The sequence below is a fragment of the Undibacterium sp. CCC3.4 genome, assembly GCF_034347425.1.
GTDB lineage: Bacteria > Pseudomonadota > Gammaproteobacteria > Burkholderiales > Burkholderiaceae_D > Undibacterium.
This window is the reverse complement of record NZ_CP133779.1, coordinates 2,842,695-2,859,580: the sequence shown is the minus strand read 5'-3', so window position 1 is coordinate 2,859,580 and position 16,886 is coordinate 2,842,695. Positions and strand designations below refer to the sequence as shown.

Sequence of the window (16,886 nt, the reverse complement as noted above, 5' to 3'; positions counted from 1 at the left end):
GCGCAGCTATCATGGCTATCAATTTGCCTTTGCCGCTCACCCCTGTTGTCGCCGTCAATGCCAGCGCGCAGACTACGGCTGAACTGAGTGTGGCGGCCGTAGCGCTGGCAGCGGAACCGATCAAGGCTGCGACGCCCACGCCAACAGCGATGCTTAGCAGCACCAGCAGCACCAACAGCGTCAGCAGCAACGCTGCCGCCAGCGTGGTGGTCCTGTCGAGCCAAGCGGCGCAACTGGCCGCCACCACAGCGCCGGCGAGTACAACAGTAGCGCTGTCAAATAGTGCTGCGATGCAAATCATCAGCACTCTGGAACAAGCCGCCACTGAGGCAACGCAACATACCGTTTTGCCGATTGCAATCATGGCATTAGATCAACAACCACCGGTACACGCCGCCGATCCCGCCGTCGCGGCGGCCATTGCGGCGTACCAACTTGGTGAGGGATTGATCGCGACCCCAGCGACCAAGCAAGCACCCGGCCTGAAGAGCAAGCGCATCAAAGAAGTGGATGCGAGCAGCGCGGAAGAAGCGATACACGAAGATGATATCGAGCAACAGACTGAGCACAGCTTGGCCTCGTTCTGGCATCGCTTGCATCGATAAGCTTCCCTGTAAGCTATTTTGCAAAAAGAATACAAGTCCTGTCACATCACAGCGTGCTCATTACCTTATTCTTAATATTCCGCTATCATCTGAGGCAGCGGAGAAAATATGCCGCGTTGCAAACAGCGAAAGGGTTTTCATGCCACAGCAAAGTACCGTCTTTATTCTGCAAGGCGGGGGTGCCTTAGGCGCTTACCAAGCCGGCGTTTATCAGCGCTTGCACGAAGCCAAAATGCCTTTGGACTGGGTGATCGGCACCTCGATCGGTGCCATCAACGGCGCATTAATTGCAGGTAATCCACCCGAACAACGCGTGAGCCGCTTGCGTGATTTTTGGGATAGTCTGGCACCCGACGCCACCCACCGCGCCAGTTTCTGGCCGACGATGGCACCTTGGATCAATATCAACAATACCGTCAACACCATCGGGACCTTGGTCAATGGCGTCGACGGTTTTTTCAAGCCACGTCCTGGTGCGGCCTGGGACATCCACGCCAAAGTTGCGCTGAACCAAACAGCGTTCTACGATACCTCGCCATTGAAAACGACCTTGGAAAAATACGTCGACTTCGATTACCTCAACAGTGGAGCGATACGCTTATCCGTGTGCGCAGTCGATCTCGATAATGGCCAAAGTGCCATTTTCGACAATACCAAGCAAGTACTCTTGCCAGAACACATCATGGCCAGCGGTGCCTTGCCACCCGGCTTTCCGGCAGTGGAAATCGATGGACGCGCTTACTGGGACGGGGGTGTTTACTCCAATTCCCCACTGGAAGTGTTCTTGGCCGAACACAGCCGCAAAGATGCGCTATGCTTCATGGTCGACTTATGGGACCCGACCGAAACCCGGCCGGAATCGATCGCCGAAGCGATGGCACGGTATAAAAACATACAATATGCAAGCCGCTCGAAAGAACAATTATTGGCACAGCAAAGAATTCAAGATTTGCAACGTGCCATTCGTGCCTTGGCCGAGCAATTGCCCGCCAACGTGAAACAACAAAAACACTTGCAAGCGCTCATAGCCATGGGCTGTGAGCACACGATCAATGTCGTCAACCTGATCATGAAAGCCCTGCCCGATGACCATTATTTCAAAGATGTCGATTTCAGCAGCAATACCGTGCAAGCGCGTTGGGCTGCCGGCGAACACGATTGTCAACGGGCGCTCGCACATCAGGCCTGGCTGCAACCACTGCCGCCACATGCCGGACTGATCATTCACGAATTGCCGCAGGAATAAAACAGCCCGTTATAATGAACTGATCGCTGTTGCGAGTACACCAACACAGACATGTTTTCAATTGAACCATCAATAAGGAATCCCATGCTACTCAAAGATAAAGTTGCACTGATCACTGGCGCCGCCAGTGGTATCGGCAAAGAAATCGCCTTGGAATATGCGCGCAATGGTGCCAAAATTGTCATCGCCGACATGGCACTCGAAGCCGCCCGCGCCACCGCCACCGAAATCGAACAAGCCGGTGGCACCGCCATGGCCGTGGCCATGAATGTAACCGATGAAAACCAAGTCGACCAAGGCGTCACGGCCGCCGTCGCCGCCTATGGTGGCATCGATATTTTGATCAGCAATGCAGGCATACAAATCATCAGCCCTATCGTTGATCTGAGCTTGGAAAACTGGAAAAAAATGCAGGCCATCCATCTTGATGGCGCCTTCCTCACCACCCGCGCGTGTATGCGCGCCATGATCGCTGCCGGCAAAGGTGGCAGCATCATTTATATGGGTTCGGTACACTCACATGAGGCTTCGCCATTCAAGGCACCGTATGTTGCCGCCAAACATGGTTTGCTAGGCTTGGCCAAAGTAGTCGCCAAAGAAGGTGCCAAAGATGGCATTCGTTCCAACGTGATTTGCCCAGGCTTCGTGCGTACGCCCTTGGTGGATAAACAAATTCCGGAACAAGCCAAAGAATTCGGTATCAGCGAAGCCGAAGTGATTAAAAACATCATGCTCAAAGACACCGTCGACGGCGAATTCACCACCGTCCAAGACGTCGCCCAGACCGCCGTGTTCCTGGCGGCCTTCGGCAGCACGGCGCTGACTGGTCAATCGATCACGGTCAGTCATGGTTGGCACATGCAGTGATATCTTCCCCATCCTAAAGATGGCTGTCGCAAAAGGGGTTTTCAGTCGGCATCCTTACCCCAAGCGGTCTTAACGTCGTTCCCGCAAGCTTTTGGCGGGAACCCAGTGTCACTTTCCGCACTGAAAACACCAAAATTTCTAGCATTTTCAGTTAACCACGGACGCCGCCAGGTTCCCGCCAAAAGCGCGCGGGAATGATGAGTCTGCCAGTTGGGGTAATGATACCGACTGAAAACCCTTTTTGCGATAGCCTCTGAACGCAGAGGTTTGACCCGCACATCTGATAAATTCCAACGTCAGAAAATGAACCCTCCCACAGCTAAACCCCTTGCGTCGTTATAGCAGGGGTTTCACGGGTCACAGACTTTGACTTGGCACCTGCCGCGCCAGCAGTTTTTGTCTCGCCGCTACGCCCGCCCCAGACATGTGCACATCGATGCGTACCACCAACGCACTGTTCTGATCGCGCCCCCCCTCTCCAGACAGCTAGCGACTCTATATTGCTTAGGGAAGCGCAGATTTAATCGCTGTGGAATTGTCCGTTGCCAATGAGGATGCAATGCAAGGCGCCTTTTGCTGTCAATAGCGAGCTATTGACAGTGAAAGGCAACGCAGCAGTGCGCCTCAGTGGCGACGGACAAACCGCTTGGATTAAATCTGCGCTTCCTTAGCAACAATGCCGGGCTAAGAAGGGAAATACGAGGACAAGTGTTCAACGCCTGTGCCGGTGCGATAAAGCATCCGAGGTTTGAGTTGAGCATCCATCAGGTCAAGTAAGTGTAGGTAGTAAGTATATGTAATTTAATAATTGCATTATTAAATTTCTTCCATTAGACTGGAATCGAGCAAATTGATTGCTCACAGTAATTTTTAACCCCTTTATTTTGATTGGAGAAAAATCATGCAAGAAAATCAAACTACCATGGTCGATACCGAAATCATCGCCCAACAAGCCGCTTCGGTCGAAGACTTGGGTCTAGAGGTAGTGCAAGACACACCGCAGATCGCGTTGGCGCGCCCAGTCCGGCATATCCGCGCTTAGTAATGCGGTGGGGGATGCAGATAACATCCCATAGGCGTTATGTCGCTATTGTTGAGAAAGATACATTGCATCATTATTGACAACGGCTAATTCCACGACGATTTAATTTGCACTAAGGCAAAATAAGGAAAGGGATGCTTCTTTTCCCTTTCTTTCTCCCGTTAATTTCTCGATCAGCCGTCACCTAGGAGTGCTCTGGCATGCCAAAAATTGCTGTTGAACGCGAATTATTATCTCTTGATTCTATCAAAAACTTAGCCTGTTTATATGAGCACATAGGCGCGCATGAACAAACCGTGGCCGAGCTCGAATATGACCCGATTAAGTCACCACGACGGATGGAGCCGTTGCTCCTCAAGCAGTGCTTCGACCCCACGTTGCTTGAGGAACATGTGTTTTTCGACTTGTTTGAAGGTATTTCGGCCGATGCTGAGCGAGCAATCAGCGGGCTTTTTCGCGTGTATATCGATGGTATGTTGAGCCCCCAGTACGAGAATGAGGTCTTGTATGCGCAGCCATTGCTTGGCGAAAGCTTTGAGGCTTTTGTTAGCCGCGCGACAAACGGGCGTAAGTTCGGCATTGTAGTAAATGGAGCAGAGCAATGGTCCGACACACTTGCGCGCTTGGCGGCACGCGTTTTCGCGCCTGTTGTAGAAATGCAAGGTGTGGCGCGCAGCACGATTGAGGTCACCCTATTCATCGGCAATTATGGCTATACCCCGTTCGGCATCCACATTGATGACCCTTATACTTCGGTAGTGCATTTTCATGCCGGGCCAACGACCAAGGAGATGACGCTGTTCGGCATCGAAGAATTCCACCGTCTTAACGGCATCAGGAAGAACTGTTTTGAGCCACAGAAGCTCATTCCGCACGGACGTACCTTCACGATTGAACCGGGCGACGTCTTCCTGCTGCCGCCGCACTATTACCATATCGGCCGCACCGAAGGGTTCTCTATCGGCGTGGCATGTGCGATTTCGAAGTACCCAGACGCATCAATAGCCAAGCAAGTCATGCAACGCGCAATCGACGAAGAACGCATGAGGGGGCCGTTGGATCAGGTGATTGTGCGTACTCAAACTGATGGTGAGTCCTTGGCCGCATGGTTGCGACGTGCCAGCAACGAATATACTGCTCAGACCAGCAGTCGTCGGCATTTACGCTATTCCTTCCTGCGCTGCACTGAGCCCTGTATGTCACCGCAGCACTTGTGGGAACGCGACCCTGATTTCCCTTTGAGTCAACTGGAAGAGGATGACGATCTGCTGCTGTTCGTCCGCGGTCACCGCGTGCGCTTGGCACGTAATGAAATGACGCGGCGCTTGGTAGCGGCGTTGCCCTACACGGCGTTTTCCATCGTACAACTGCACCGCGAGCTCGACGGCGTTGTATCTGTTGACGCGCTCTCTGCGGTGGTACGCCAACTGGCTCGCTTAGGCGGGCTTCGTTTGGCAGCGGAAGTAAAGGAGTGCAGTCGGCTGCCTGACACGTCTGCTTCCCATTCACTCGAAACGGACAGCATGAACATCGACGCAACTTGGGCGCGTCGACTCGTTTCCACGTCTCAGCACTTAAGTTTACCAACCCACCTGCCCTCAGTGATGCCAGGGTACGACCAGGTGCGCGAGACTATTGGCGCCATGTTTACCCGCTTCACCCCGGAGAAACTGCCGCGCACACGCGCTTGGGTCGATGGTGGTCAGCGTTACACCATTACTGATGTTTTGGTCGACTTGGCTAACAATCCGGACCTTGCATTGCAGCAGCGACTCGCCATGGCGAGTGGATCGCCGCACTACTGCGTGACGTTCAATGGCTTGTCGGCGTGGTGTGAGTCCTTCGCGCAGCACATGCAGGTGCAAATGCTGGATCCCTTGTTCGCTGCGCTGGACGTTGCCCCGGTCTGCGGCACAGATTTTTACATGTTCGTTGGCAACTATGGCTTCACACCTTTCGGCGTACACGATGATACCGACCAGTCGCTGTTGTGGCATCTGGGGCCGGCACCGAAGGTCGCTTACGTTTGGCCACGCGCGCGTTACATTGAATTGACCGGCGGCACATTGGCAACAACGGACTATGAAGCCTTACTTCCCTACGCGCAGCGCTATGAGTTACAGCCCGGCGATCTGCTGTTCATTCCCATGGGTGATTTTCACATTCTCGAAACGCGCGAATTTTCGTGCACGATGGGTTTGACGATATTTCCGGATGACATGCGTCTCGAGTGTTCCGAGGCATTACGTTTACTGGTACCCGACGAGCGCACATTGAGGGCCATAGCACAAGCGCCGATTACGCTTGAACAATGGGCCCGCTTGCGTCGTCTGGCCGTCCAGAGCAACGGCTACGTCATCACTCCGCCACAATTGGGCGCTATGCCGAAGGCCGCATCGGACTTGGTATCACTGCGGCGTTGTGTGCTGCGCATACACGCATCGTGCCCATTGCTTACAGCTGAGGTCGCCAGTCGCCAAGCATTGTTCGTACGAGGTCGTGTGATTTGGGGGCGGCCGAATAGCGTCTTCTCTCATCTCTGCGCTGCGTTGGCCAGCGGTGAACTGGTACCATTCGAAACATTGGAGCAGCAACTATCGGATAAGGTGCAAGCAGAAGCGCTAGTCGAGCTGGTATGCCAAATTGCTGCATTGGGTGGGGTGCAGATTGCGCCGCGCTGAACCGCGCCTGCGCGCGGCAGTACAATGGGTGTGGCAGCACAGTGTGGCGCGCCTTGCCAAATTGGACATCGCAGTGCCAAAGACGATCGCGTTGGCCGAGCGTGGCGAGCACGTCGGTCACTATCTGTGGGCCGCCATTCGTGCTGGCGCACCTTGCAGCACAGCAGCGATGGTGGTCGCGACGCTCGTGGCAACAGCTTGCCATGTCGGCCAATCATTCCTACTCGGGCAACTTACCGAACAGGCACTGATCGGTCGACGTGAACAAGTCACGTTCTTGCTACTGACCTTAATGTCACTTTGGCTTGCCGGACCATTACTACAAGCGCTGCACAGCTTGGCGCGCCTCTATGCGAGCCAGAATCTGCGGATTGTCGTAACCGACCACCTGAGTGCTCGTCTGATGCATGCACACCCACGGCAAGTGGCTGATAATTCCGTAGGTAATCTTGTCGAGCGCATTGAGCTTACTTCGAGCAATTTGCCAAGCGTGGTTTGTACGGCCACAGATACGCTGGTCAAACTTTTCTCCGTAGCTGTCTTAGCCAGTCTGGTTATGGCAGGTGTATCGACACCGATGGCGTTGCTAGCCGGAACATGGATGCTGATGGCCTTACTGCTGTCGAGCTATTTGGCCTATACCGGGATGAATATTGTCGAAGATGCCAGTGATGCACACGCGCAAGTTATCGCTGAGCTCGCCGAGCTTGTTACCAACATTCCGCTGATTCGCAGCTTTACCGCGCAGGCGATGGAGCGCCGCCGTTTCGGCACGACCTTACAGGCTGACCTGTACGCCTGTCGACGCGTACGCAGCTACTGGGTGTTCGTTCTGCTGATCGAAGCAGCGTTCAAGTGGCTGTTCGGTTTGGCTGTTACGCTCTATGCCGTACAACAGTACGGCACCGGTCACCTCCTCCTGCCACAGTTGATTACGATCTGCTCACTGATCATTGCGCTAAGCTGGCATTTCGAATCCGTCGCGTTCCATTTTGTAGACCTTTTTGATGCCTTGGGTGTGCTGCGTTCGGGATTGCGTGAGCTGGCGGCAATCGACATTGATTTAGGCCAAGACAGCCAGCCGCTGCCCAAGCCTGGCGGGGTGTTACTGGAGAACGTGACAGTTTCCTACAACAAGCTTGCGGCATTACGCAACGTGAGCTTACAGATTGAACCAGGCAGCAAGGTTGGCATTGTCGGGCCGTCCGGATCAGGCAAGTCAAGCCTGCTGGCAGTCCTGCGCGGTGATCTGCTACCGGATTCTGGTCGCGTTGAATTACATGGTGCACCACTGGCAAACTGTTCGGCAGAGCAGTTGGCCAGAGCCTCCAGCGAGGCGCTGCAGAATGCACTGATGTTTAATCGCAGCGTGCGCGAAAATGTTGCCTACAGCGCAGCAGAACAAGTGCCTGGGGCAATTGAGCATGCGCTGTCGGCGGCACAGGCACGGCAACTGGTACTAGGATTGCCGCAGGGCCTAGATACCGAGGTAGGCGAACGCGGCGCCTCATTATCGACCGGCGAGCGACAACGCCTGAGCATTGCGCGTGCATTACTCAAACATGCACCGTTGGTGGTGTTCGACGAGGCGACGTCATCTGTGGATACGATCGCCGAAGCATGTATCTTAGACCACTTGGTCGACGAGATGTCTGGTAACACTGTTATTGTCGTTACGCACCGCGTGGCCACGCTCAAACGCTTCGACTTGATCGTGGTGATGGATCAAGGTCGTATCGTTGAGACCGGTACGCCTCAGGAGTTGCTTGCCACGAGTAGCTTGTTCCAGCGACTACAGCATCACGAGGACGATTCGGATGATCGTCATCAATCGAGCAGCTTGTTTCAAAGTTAATTTATGCCTGAAACCTTGTTTCCATCTGAACCCGTGTTGCATACGTCTGCGACAAACCACTGGCGAGCGCATCGCCATTGGACTTGGGAATTCATCGCCAACTTAGCTGATGAAGTGCTGGAGTTGAGCAACGCACAGGGCGAGCCGGCAGGTAAAACCAAGGTATCCGATTATCTGCGGGCCTTGCATGACAATGAGAAACCTTTGGCATCGCTCTATGCGCCCGGTTGGCGTTTCTTCGAGCGCCATCCGGAAATGCTGTCAGACTTCAGCGAGCCATCCGAAGCGCAGCCCGATGTACTGCAACGTGTGCCACAACGCCTGTTCAAGCCACTATTGTGGATTTTCATCGGACCGGATGGGTCGGGCACCAGCTTGCACTACGATGTGCTCGATACCCATGCTTGGTTGGCAGTGATTCATGGTCGCAAACGTATCGCGCTGCATCCTCCGGGGCTGCTCCTGGCCGACTACGACAGACATCGCGCCGCAGCGCTTGCTGTGTTGCGTGAGCGTTGCAGTAAAGGGCTATGGCGTTACGTAGAGTTAAATCCAGGTGGGCTACTTTTGATACCGGCCGGTTGGTGGCACGAAGTCAGCAATGAAGGCATAACGTTGGGTCTTACACGCAACTTCGCGACGCCCGACATACACCAACAGCTTGCACAGGCTGCGCATGCGCAAGGGCTAACGTCGTTACTGCCTTGGTTAGAAAAGGGGCGAACATGACGCTAGACAGTATCAACTACCGGGTTCACCCACGACTGCGCTGGGAATCGATTGGCAACGGGCGTATTGAGATCAGCCTTCCTTTTGGTGGTAAGCGTCTACGCGCGGCTGATCGTATTGCGACACTGTTGGATGGCATTGCCGCAGCACAACCTCAAACCAGTGACGTGCTGATTCACTGCTTGGGCCTCAGTGTTTTCGATATGCTGGTGAAGTACTTGTTTCTGCTGCCCGACAAACTAGTCGACCTGCTCGGTGGCGGCCTGTGTACGCCCGCCGCCCGCCCCGCCGGATGTGCACTGGCAGTGCACGACCTCGATACGCTCATCGACGACGATCTGGTCGTATTACACGTGCCAATTGCGACCACGACCGAAGGTAGTGTTTCGGTGGCCGGTGGCGGTCGCCGGGTACGCGCGCACTTGGCCCAGTCGATTGAGTCACCGCTCGGGACATCGGAACGGCGCGGGATACTGTTAGATCTCGACTTCGCTTGTCAGCTCGACACGGCTGCACTGCGCCTGTTTGATGTCGGTGACGTTATCCATCAGCCGCTTCAGGATCGCGGAAGTGAAATTGGTGAACGTGCCGCGCATATCTGTCGGATGATCGTTGACCGTGGAGCAAGGCCATTGATCTTGGGTGGCGATCATGCGCTGGCTTACTATAGCATCGGTGCACTTGCCCAGCGCTATCCACGCTTAGGCGTGCTGCAGTTCGACGCGCACCCGGATCTCTACGCAGTCGGTGCGCCCTGCGACGAACAACTCAATCACGCCAATGTGATGCACTGGGTACGTCAAATGCCACATGTGCAAGCACTGTGGCAGGTCGGTGTGCGAGATTTTTTCCATCAACCGATCGAACGAGTCGCTTGCTTGCGGGATCCGAAACTACAAGTGTTGTCGGCTTTTGAAGCCGAGACTAAGGGTTACCAACGGCTTCTCGACGGCATGGACCCATCTCTGCCTTGGTTCGTCACGTTTGACGTTGATGCACTCGCGCTCGCCGACTGTCCCGAGACCGCAACACCAGTGCTAGGCGGGCTAAGCTTTTACCCGCTGCTGGCGTGTTTTGAGCGATTGTTTCGTGAGTTTCGCATCATCGGCATGGAATTCGTTGAAATAGGTGATGCGACGCAAGGAGCACATGGCACTGCGGCGGTAGCCGCTCGCTTGGCTAGTCGCTACCTCTTCCATTTGCGCCATGCTCAATCGACCGAACACATGCTTTATTCGCCTATCGTTTGAACACTTGCCAGCCTATCAGCGATTGCGGCCAGCGCTTCCTTAAGCAAATTTACACTGTCGGCTTGGCGATTCATCAGCCACAACATCCCCAGAAAATCAATCATATCCATCCACCCGTTGTGAATCCGTAAGGTGTCGTTGAGCACGACTACCGAGTCGGCAAACACGCACGAAACGTCGGGGTTACGGGTGTCGCCATCGAGGAAGATGAGCGCACCGCCGATGGCGATGGGTTTGCTCGGGTCGTCAATTGGCTTTTCCATCGTATCTCCGGAAGTCTTTACAAGGAAGTCACGCGCATAGGCGACGGACCAGACCGCTGTTTTGACGGGATAAAAGAGTCAATGATATTTTCATCAAAAATCTAACCAGGGTTTGAAACCCCGGCCTTCAGAGGCTGTCGCAAAAGGGTAGTGAGTCGGTATCATTACCCTAACTGGTGGCCACGTCATTCCTGCGCGCTTTTGGCAGGAACCCAGCGGCGTTCGTGGTTAACTGAAAATGCCAGAAATTGTGGCATTGTCAGTGTAAAAAACGACGCTGGGTTCCCGCCAAAAGCATGCGGGAATGACGAGGTATGCGGTGTTTCCCGCATGCTTTTGGCGGGAACCTAGTCAGAAATGATCGAAGTTGCACGAAGGCATAACTTCATAATATGATTGCGGCACTTTCATAGAGTATTGACTCAAGGCTAAATATGACCGCAAACAAGCCTTCCTTACCAAAGGATAATTCGTGGGAATCGTCTCTTGTCAAGGATCAAGCATTGCTTACTTCTGAAACCAATGCGATAAGTATGTCACAAGAACTTGTCACGAAGTCGTTACATGGCCAACGTATTGGACGTCCTAAAACACGTTTAGAAGCATTAAAAGCAGTTCCTACCCGCTGCCCGACACAAATTTATACCTACTTAAAGGGGATTACCCCTTTTCTCTACCCTTCGTTGACCGTTATGTTTGAAAGCATGATGAGACGCTTTTTGGATGAACGTCCGTGGGAACACGGCTTACATTGGAGAAAGCCAAAAACATCGATGAGCTTCGCTGGCGGTGCTACTGGTAAAACCGGATGGGAGCAAGTGAACATCCAGTTGCCCCAAGAATTAGCGCTTGCACTGGCCCTCACTGCTGACTCTTGCAGTATATCGAATGCGGCTTTTTGTTATACCGCGATTTTTTGGTGGGTTCAGTATATTTACCCTCCGGCTAAAATGACCGCGCGCCAAACAAGCTGATCTGATATTTAAATGCTGTTCATACCGTGTTTAATAGTATTTTTAATATAACTAATACACTACGACGCTGCAGCGGATGATGGAACACAAAGTGTTTTCGTGAACTGGTATAAAAAATTCGGAGCGATAACTGTGCCGAACCTACTTAGAAGATAGTAGTTGCTTATGTGCTTCAAAAGCTATTTGCCAGTTTAATCATATTCGACAGGCAGAACACGGGAAACACAATGTTGAAATACCGCTTTATGTGTTCTGTCCATCATGAAATGGAGATTGATATATGAAACGTAGTGGACTATCAACTAAAAAAGCGCCTGCGACAAATACCTTGGATATGTTGAACAATATGGATACATCGATCGAATCAGGCATAGGTGCTCTACTTGACTTGGACGATATTGACCCTGATCCAAGGCAACCTCGTTCGTCTTTTCGTCCGGTTGACGGCCAAATTGACGGCGATGTTTTATTGGCATTGCAAGATTTGGCAGATGATATCGCCGTTAATTCGCTTATTCAGCCTATCGTGGTGCGGAAAGACACTGAGCGCTACACCATCATTGCTGGTGAACGACGCTGGCGTGCGTTTCGTTTGAATCGTGAACAGGGGGTTCTTAATTCTGAACAGATACCTGCCATTATTCGGCAAGATTTGACAGCTTCTAAATTGCGCTTGGCACAGTTGGCGGAAAATTTACAACGCAGTGATTTGAGTGATATTGAAACTGCTGTGTACATTCAGGAATTATTAGAAGATTACCCTGATCTGCGCAAAAAAGATATTGGACAATTGGTTCATAAAAAGAGTTCTGGAAGTGGCAGCCAGTACGTTTCTCGCATTTTGGCGATGCTCGATCCGAAATGGGCAGATGTGGTAAAAACCGGCATTATTCCTTTTGCATCGTTGTTAGAGCAATATCGGCCTCTGCCAGATGCGCAGCGTGAAGAATTAAAAAATCTCGCGCAGAGTGAGAACCGTGCTTTAACTTCAGGTGATATCCGTGCTGCGAAGTTAAGAGTTAATTCTTCTATGCCGATGGTCGATATAAGTAGTGAACATCCTTCGTCTCATGCAGCAATTGATCCCGAATTTGCCAGACAAATAAGTCAGTTCATAGAGGAGTCTAAGCCCCCTAGGGAAGATTACCGGCCAAAATTGAGTTCAAGCGATTCTGTTTCAGGTGTAAAACCATCACAAATTAAAGATTTTGGTGGTGATGCGCTGATTCCTGCTGGAATTGCAGCGTTGAATTCTTCCATGTACGAGCGCCGTGAAGCACGATTTACATTACAACAACTTGAAAAACTGCTATTGCGCGGAGGATTGACGAATAAGGTTCATCAAGTATCGGTCATGTTGCCTGTAGAAGAACTGAAAACAGCACTTACAAGTATTGGTGGTGTTGTTCCAGAGGATGATAGCCATTTGGTGATGAAATTACTTGAGCGTATTAATCAACTGCCACATTGTTGAGAAATGAGCAAACCATGCTCTTGCGTTATTTCCGATTAAGATTGAAATTAAACGAAAATACGTGAAAAATTTTCATGGTGATCATAGGACACTATCTTAAACTCTTTGAATAATTGTCTGGACTTAGGGGGCCACTTTACAATTCGCCACCGCGTGGGACATCACTATCCCAGCGCGGTGAGCAGCAGGCAAGCCGAGCGCATGCCACTGTGTTGAACTACGCTTTACAAACCACCCAGACAAATGTATTTGATGACCAAGTAATCATCCATACCGTAGTGCGAGCCTTCGCGTCCCAAGCCCGATTGCTTGACGCCGCCGAACGGTGCCACTTCATTCGAAATGATGCCGGTATTGACGCCAACCATGCCGCTTTCCAGCGCCTCGGCGACGCGCCAGATACGGCCGATATCGCGCGCATAAAAGTAGCTGGCTAAACCGAATTCGCTGTCATTGGCCAAGGCCACCACTTCCTCATCACTGCTGAAGCGGAACAACACCGCCAGTGGCCCGAAACTCTCTTCACGCGCCACGCGGCAACTGGCACTGGCATCGACGATCACGGTAGGTTCGAAGAAGCTCAAGCCCAAGGCATGGCGCGCGCCGCCAGTGAGCACGCGTCCGCCGTGGGCAATAGCGTCAGCAATATGGGCTTCGATCTTGGCGACCGCTTTTTGGTCGATCAGCGGGCCCTGATTGACACCGGCCTGCATGCCATCACCTGGCACCAACTGCGCCACCGCTGCCGCCAGTTTTTCGGCAAAAGCCTCGTACACGGTGCTATGCACATAGAAGCGATTCGCACACACACAAGTTTGCCCGGCATTGCGATACTTCGAGGCCAGCGCCCCCTCAACCGCGGCATCGAGATCAGCATCCTCGAAGACGATGAACGGGGCATTACCACCGAGTTCGAGCGAGAGTTTCTTGATGGTCGGCGCGCATTGCTGCATCAACAATTGCCCGACCGCGGTGGAACCGGTAAAGCTAAGCTTGCGCACCACCGGATTGCGGCACATTTCGGCACCGATTTCGGCCGCGGCACCGGTAATCACACTCAAGACCCCAGCCGGCAAACCGGCACGCTGGCCGAGCTCGGCCAAGGCCAAGGCCGAGAACGGCGTTGCTTCGGCCGGTTTGACTACAATCGGACAGCCGGCCGCCAGCGCCGGGCCCACTTTGCGAGTGATCATCGCTGCCGGAAAATTCCACGGCGTGATCGCCGCGCAGACGCCGATCGGTTCTTTCTGCACGATCAAGCGGCGATCGCTCCACGGCGAAGCCAAGGTGTCGCCACAGACGCGCTTGGCTTCTTCGGCAAACCATTCTATGAAACTGGCGGCATACGTGATTTCGCCACGCGATTCGGCCAGCGGCTTGCCCTGCTCGGCCGTCATGATCAGCGCCAGATCCTCGCTGTTAGCCAGCATCAGATCGTTCCAACGGCGCAGAATCGCGCTGCGTTCTTTGGCGGTTTTTTCCCGCCACGCGCGCCAGGCACGGGCGGCGGCAGCGATGGCGCGTGCCGTTTCGGCCGTTCCCATGTGTGGCACGTGGCCGAGCAAGGCACCGGTGGCCGGATTGGTGACGGCGATGGTGCTGCCATCGTCGGCATCGCACCAGACGCCATCGAGATAGGCTTGTTGGCGGAATAAGCTAGGATCGTTCAAAGGTAACATGGTCAACTCCAATTTAAAATTTGGCAGCGGCTTTGCTGCGTCCGCGCAGCCATTCAAGCGCCAACAGTAAAGCAGTGGAAAACAGGATCAGTATGGTGGCCAAGGCGGCGATGGTCGGGCTGATATTTTCGCGAATACCGGTAAACATTTGCCGCGGTAAAGTGGTTTGCGCAGGACCGGCGATGAATAAGGTGATCACCACTTCATCGAAAGAAGTGGCGAAGGCGAACAAGGCACCGGCGATCAAGCCTGGCGCGATCACCGGTAAGGTGATGCGGAAAAACGTCTGCAACGGTCCGGCACCGAGACTCAGACTGGCCCGTACCAGATTCTGGTTGAAGCCCTGCAGCGTGGCCGACACCGTGGTCACCACGAATGGTGCACCGAGCGCGGCATGGGCCAATATCAAGCCAATGTAGCTATCGGCTAAACCAATCTTGGCAAAGAACAGGTACATCCCGACCCCGACCACCACCACCGGCACCACCATCGGCGAAATCAGCACGGCCATCAACAGTGCCTTGCCGCCGAAATCGGCCTTGTTCAAACCGACTGCAGCGAGAGTACCGAGCACGGTAGCAATCACGGTGGCGGCCGGCGCGACGATGAAACTGTTTTTCAAAGCCCGCATCCATTCTTCTGAGGCAAACAGATTCTGATACCAGCGCAACGAATAACCGGGTATCGGATATGACAGAAAACTGCTATCGGAAAACGACAGCGGAATGATGACTAAGATGGGCAATACCAAAAACAGTAAGGTCAGAGCATTGGTAGAGCGTAACATAAAAAACCACACGCGTTCGAGCACCGACACATACGGGGGAAATAAGGGAAGAGTCAATTTCATCGCAATACCTTTTGATTACTGGCTGGCTGCCGTTTGAGTGAAGCGCTGATACACCGCATATAACACCAGCGTTGCCGCCAGCAATAAACTGCCGAGCGCGCACGCCATGCCCCAATTAATTGTCACATTCGTAAAATACGCGACGTAGTAACTGACCATTTGCTCGTTCGGGCCACCCAGTAAAGCCGGGGTGATGTAGTAGCCGAGCGCGAGTATGAATACCAACAGGCTGCCGGCCGCCACACCCGGTATAGTCTGCGGCACATACACGCGCCAGAAGGCGGCGAACGGATGACTGCCGAGCGAAATAGCGGCACGCATATAGGTGACCGGAATCGCTTTCATCACGCTGTAGAGTGGCAGTATCATGAACGGCAGCAGAATATGCGTCATCGATACAATCACACCGAAGCGGTTGAACAGTAATTCAAACGGCGACTGTATCAAGCCGGCGGCCATTAAGGTCTTGTTGACCAAGCCCTCAGACTGCAGCAACACGATCCAGGCCGCGACCCGTACCAAGATTGAAGTCCAGAATGGAATGAGCACCAAGATCATCAACAGATTGGCACGCCGTTCGTTCATCAAAGACAAGCAATAGGCCAGCGGAAAAGCCAGCGCCAGACAACACAAACTGACCACCAGACTGATGAAAAAGGTACGTGAAAAAATCTTCAGATATACGGCTTGTTCCTGCTCGACCGGCACGATATGGCCTTGGCCATCCTGCTTCATATCCAAGGAGGCCAGCACGTAATACGGTGAATAAAAATGACTGTTCTTGGCGATCACTTGCCAATAGTCGAGTTGCCCCCATTCTTCATGCAAGGCAATCAGGGCCGGTTTGATTTGCTCGCCCGCCAGTGGCGCGCCCTGCTCATCATGCAAGGGTAAGGCGCGCAGCGTACTCATGACTATCGAACGGGCGCCGGGAATTTCTGAATTGATACGACGCGCCAGTGTGCCGCCGTTACCGCTCGCTTTGACCACGCTCAGATCAGCCACCAGCGCGGCAAAACTCGGTGCTGTCGGCAGCGACTGTCTATCCCAGTCGGCCAGGGTTTGCAAGGTAGTCGGCAAGCTGCCGGCGACCTCAGGATTTTCCACTCCGCGCACCAACAAAACTGCGATCGGTACGATAAAAATAATCAATAAAAATACTGCCAGCGGCGCTATCAGCGTCAGCGCCATCAGTTTCTTTTTCAGTTGCGCAGCGCGTAATTCACGCTTGAGCTTGGCCCGCTCGGATGGCAGCGGCAACGGCGGCGCGGAGATCTGCTTGACAGACAATGCGATGGTCATTTCAATTTGCCTAAAAAAATCAAAAGATGCCGCTCACAACAAGCGGCATCCGTAGTTACCAAATGCGCA

The 16,886-nt window shown here is 53.3% G+C and carries 14 protein-coding genes; 10 read left to right on the top strand and 4 right to left on the bottom strand.

The features are described 5' to 3' along the window. Nucleotides 1-11 precede the first annotated feature (11 nt). The 8 genes from RHM61_RS12755 to RHM61_RS12720 all read left to right on the top strand — a co-directional run bounded on the left by RHM61_RS12755 (nt 12) and on the right by RHM61_RS12720 (nt 10,275). Nucleotides 12-605, top strand: a complete 594-nt coding sequence (locus RHM61_RS12755) for a hypothetical protein (protein WP_322247680.1) — start codon at nt 12-14, stop codon at nt 603-605. A gap of 139 nt (nt 606-744) precedes the next feature. Continuing rightward, nucleotides 745-1,851: a patatin-like phospholipase family protein gene (locus RHM61_RS12750; protein WP_322247679.1), complete on the top strand. Its 1,107-nt coding sequence runs from the start codon at nt 745-747 to the stop codon at nt 1,849-1,851. Between the two features lie 84 nt (nt 1,852-1,935). Then, nucleotides 1,936-2,718, top strand: a complete 783-nt coding sequence (locus RHM61_RS12745; protein WP_322247678.1) for a 3-hydroxybutyrate dehydrogenase — start codon at nt 1,936-1,938, stop codon at nt 2,716-2,718. 901 nt (nt 2,719-3,619) lie between these two features. After that, nucleotides 3,620-3,760: a hypothetical protein gene (locus tag RHM61_RS12740; protein ID WP_322247677.1), complete on the top strand. Its 141-nt coding sequence runs from the start codon at nt 3,620-3,622 to the stop codon at nt 3,758-3,760. A 200-nt stretch (nt 3,761-3,960) separates the two neighbouring features. After that, nucleotides 3,961-6,441, top strand: coding sequence for a hypothetical protein (locus tag RHM61_RS12735; protein ID WP_322247676.1), 2,481 nt, complete (start codon nt 3,961-3,963; stop codon nt 6,439-6,441). Continuing rightward, entirely contained in the window at nt 6,428-8,296 is a 1,869-nt protein-coding gene (locus RHM61_RS12730; protein WP_322247675.1) for an ABC transporter ATP-binding protein, read from the top strand. Before RHM61_RS12735 ends, RHM61_RS12730 begins: the two co-directional genes overlap by 14 nt. A 33-nt stretch (nt 8,297-8,329) precedes the next feature. After that, nucleotides 8,330-9,025 carry a cupin-like domain-containing protein gene (locus RHM61_RS12725; protein ID WP_322247674.1) on the top strand — a complete coding sequence of 232 codons (696 nt, stop codon included), beginning with the start codon at nt 8,330-8,332 and terminating at the stop codon, nt 9,023-9,025. Continuing rightward, nucleotides 9,022-10,275 carry an arginase family protein gene (locus RHM61_RS12720; protein ID WP_322247673.1) on the top strand — a complete coding sequence of 418 codons (1,254 nt, stop codon included), beginning with the start codon at nt 9,022-9,024 and terminating at the stop codon, nt 10,273-10,275. The genes RHM61_RS12725 and RHM61_RS12720 overlap by 4 nt, the downstream gene beginning before the upstream one ends. Here the strand turns inward: RHM61_RS12720 and RHM61_RS12715 are convergent. Next, nucleotides 10,257-10,538, bottom strand: a complete 282-nt coding sequence (locus tag RHM61_RS12715; RefSeq protein ID WP_322247672.1) for a hypothetical protein — start codon at nt 10,536-10,538, stop codon at nt 10,257-10,259. The two genes, RHM61_RS12720 and RHM61_RS12715, sit on opposite strands and share 19 nt — an antisense overlap. Before the next feature lie 434 nt (nt 10,539-10,972). On the opposite strand from RHM61_RS12715, the gene RHM61_RS12710 reads away from it, so the two are divergent. Both RHM61_RS12710 and RHM61_RS12705 read left to right on the top strand, forming a co-directional pair. Continuing rightward, a complete protein-coding gene (locus RHM61_RS12710; protein WP_322247671.1) occupies nt 10,973-11,512 on the top strand; it encodes a hypothetical protein in 540 nt (179 codons plus the stop codon). Nucleotides 11,513-11,792: 280 nt separating this feature from the next. Beyond that, complete coding sequence (locus RHM61_RS12705; RefSeq protein ID WP_322247670.1) at nt 11,793-12,986, top strand: ParB/RepB/Spo0J family partition protein; 1,194 nt, start codon at nt 11,793-11,795, stop codon at nt 12,984-12,986. Nucleotides 12,987-13,210: 224 nt separating this feature from the next. Here the strand turns inward: RHM61_RS12705 and RHM61_RS12700 are convergent, their stop codons facing one another. From RHM61_RS12700 to RHM61_RS12690, 3 genes are read right to left on the bottom strand one after another with little or no spacing between them, the layout of a single operon-like run. Beyond that, the gene (locus RHM61_RS12700) at nt 13,211-14,665 is read right to left on the bottom strand and encodes an NAD-dependent succinate-semialdehyde dehydrogenase (protein ID WP_322247669.1); all 1,455 of its coding nucleotides are present in this window, start codon (nt 14,663-14,665) and stop codon (nt 13,211-13,213) included. Between the two features lie 13 nt (nt 14,666-14,678). Beyond that, the gene (locus RHM61_RS12695) at nt 14,679-15,515 is read right to left on the bottom strand and encodes an ABC transporter permease (protein WP_322247668.1); all 837 of its coding nucleotides are present in this window, start codon (nt 15,513-15,515) and stop codon (nt 14,679-14,681) included. A gap of 15 nt (nt 15,516-15,530) precedes the next feature. After that, entirely contained in the window at nt 15,531-16,817 is a 1,287-nt protein-coding gene (locus RHM61_RS12690) for an ABC transporter permease (protein WP_322247667.1), read from the bottom strand. Nucleotides 16,818-16,886 lie beyond the last annotated feature (69 nt).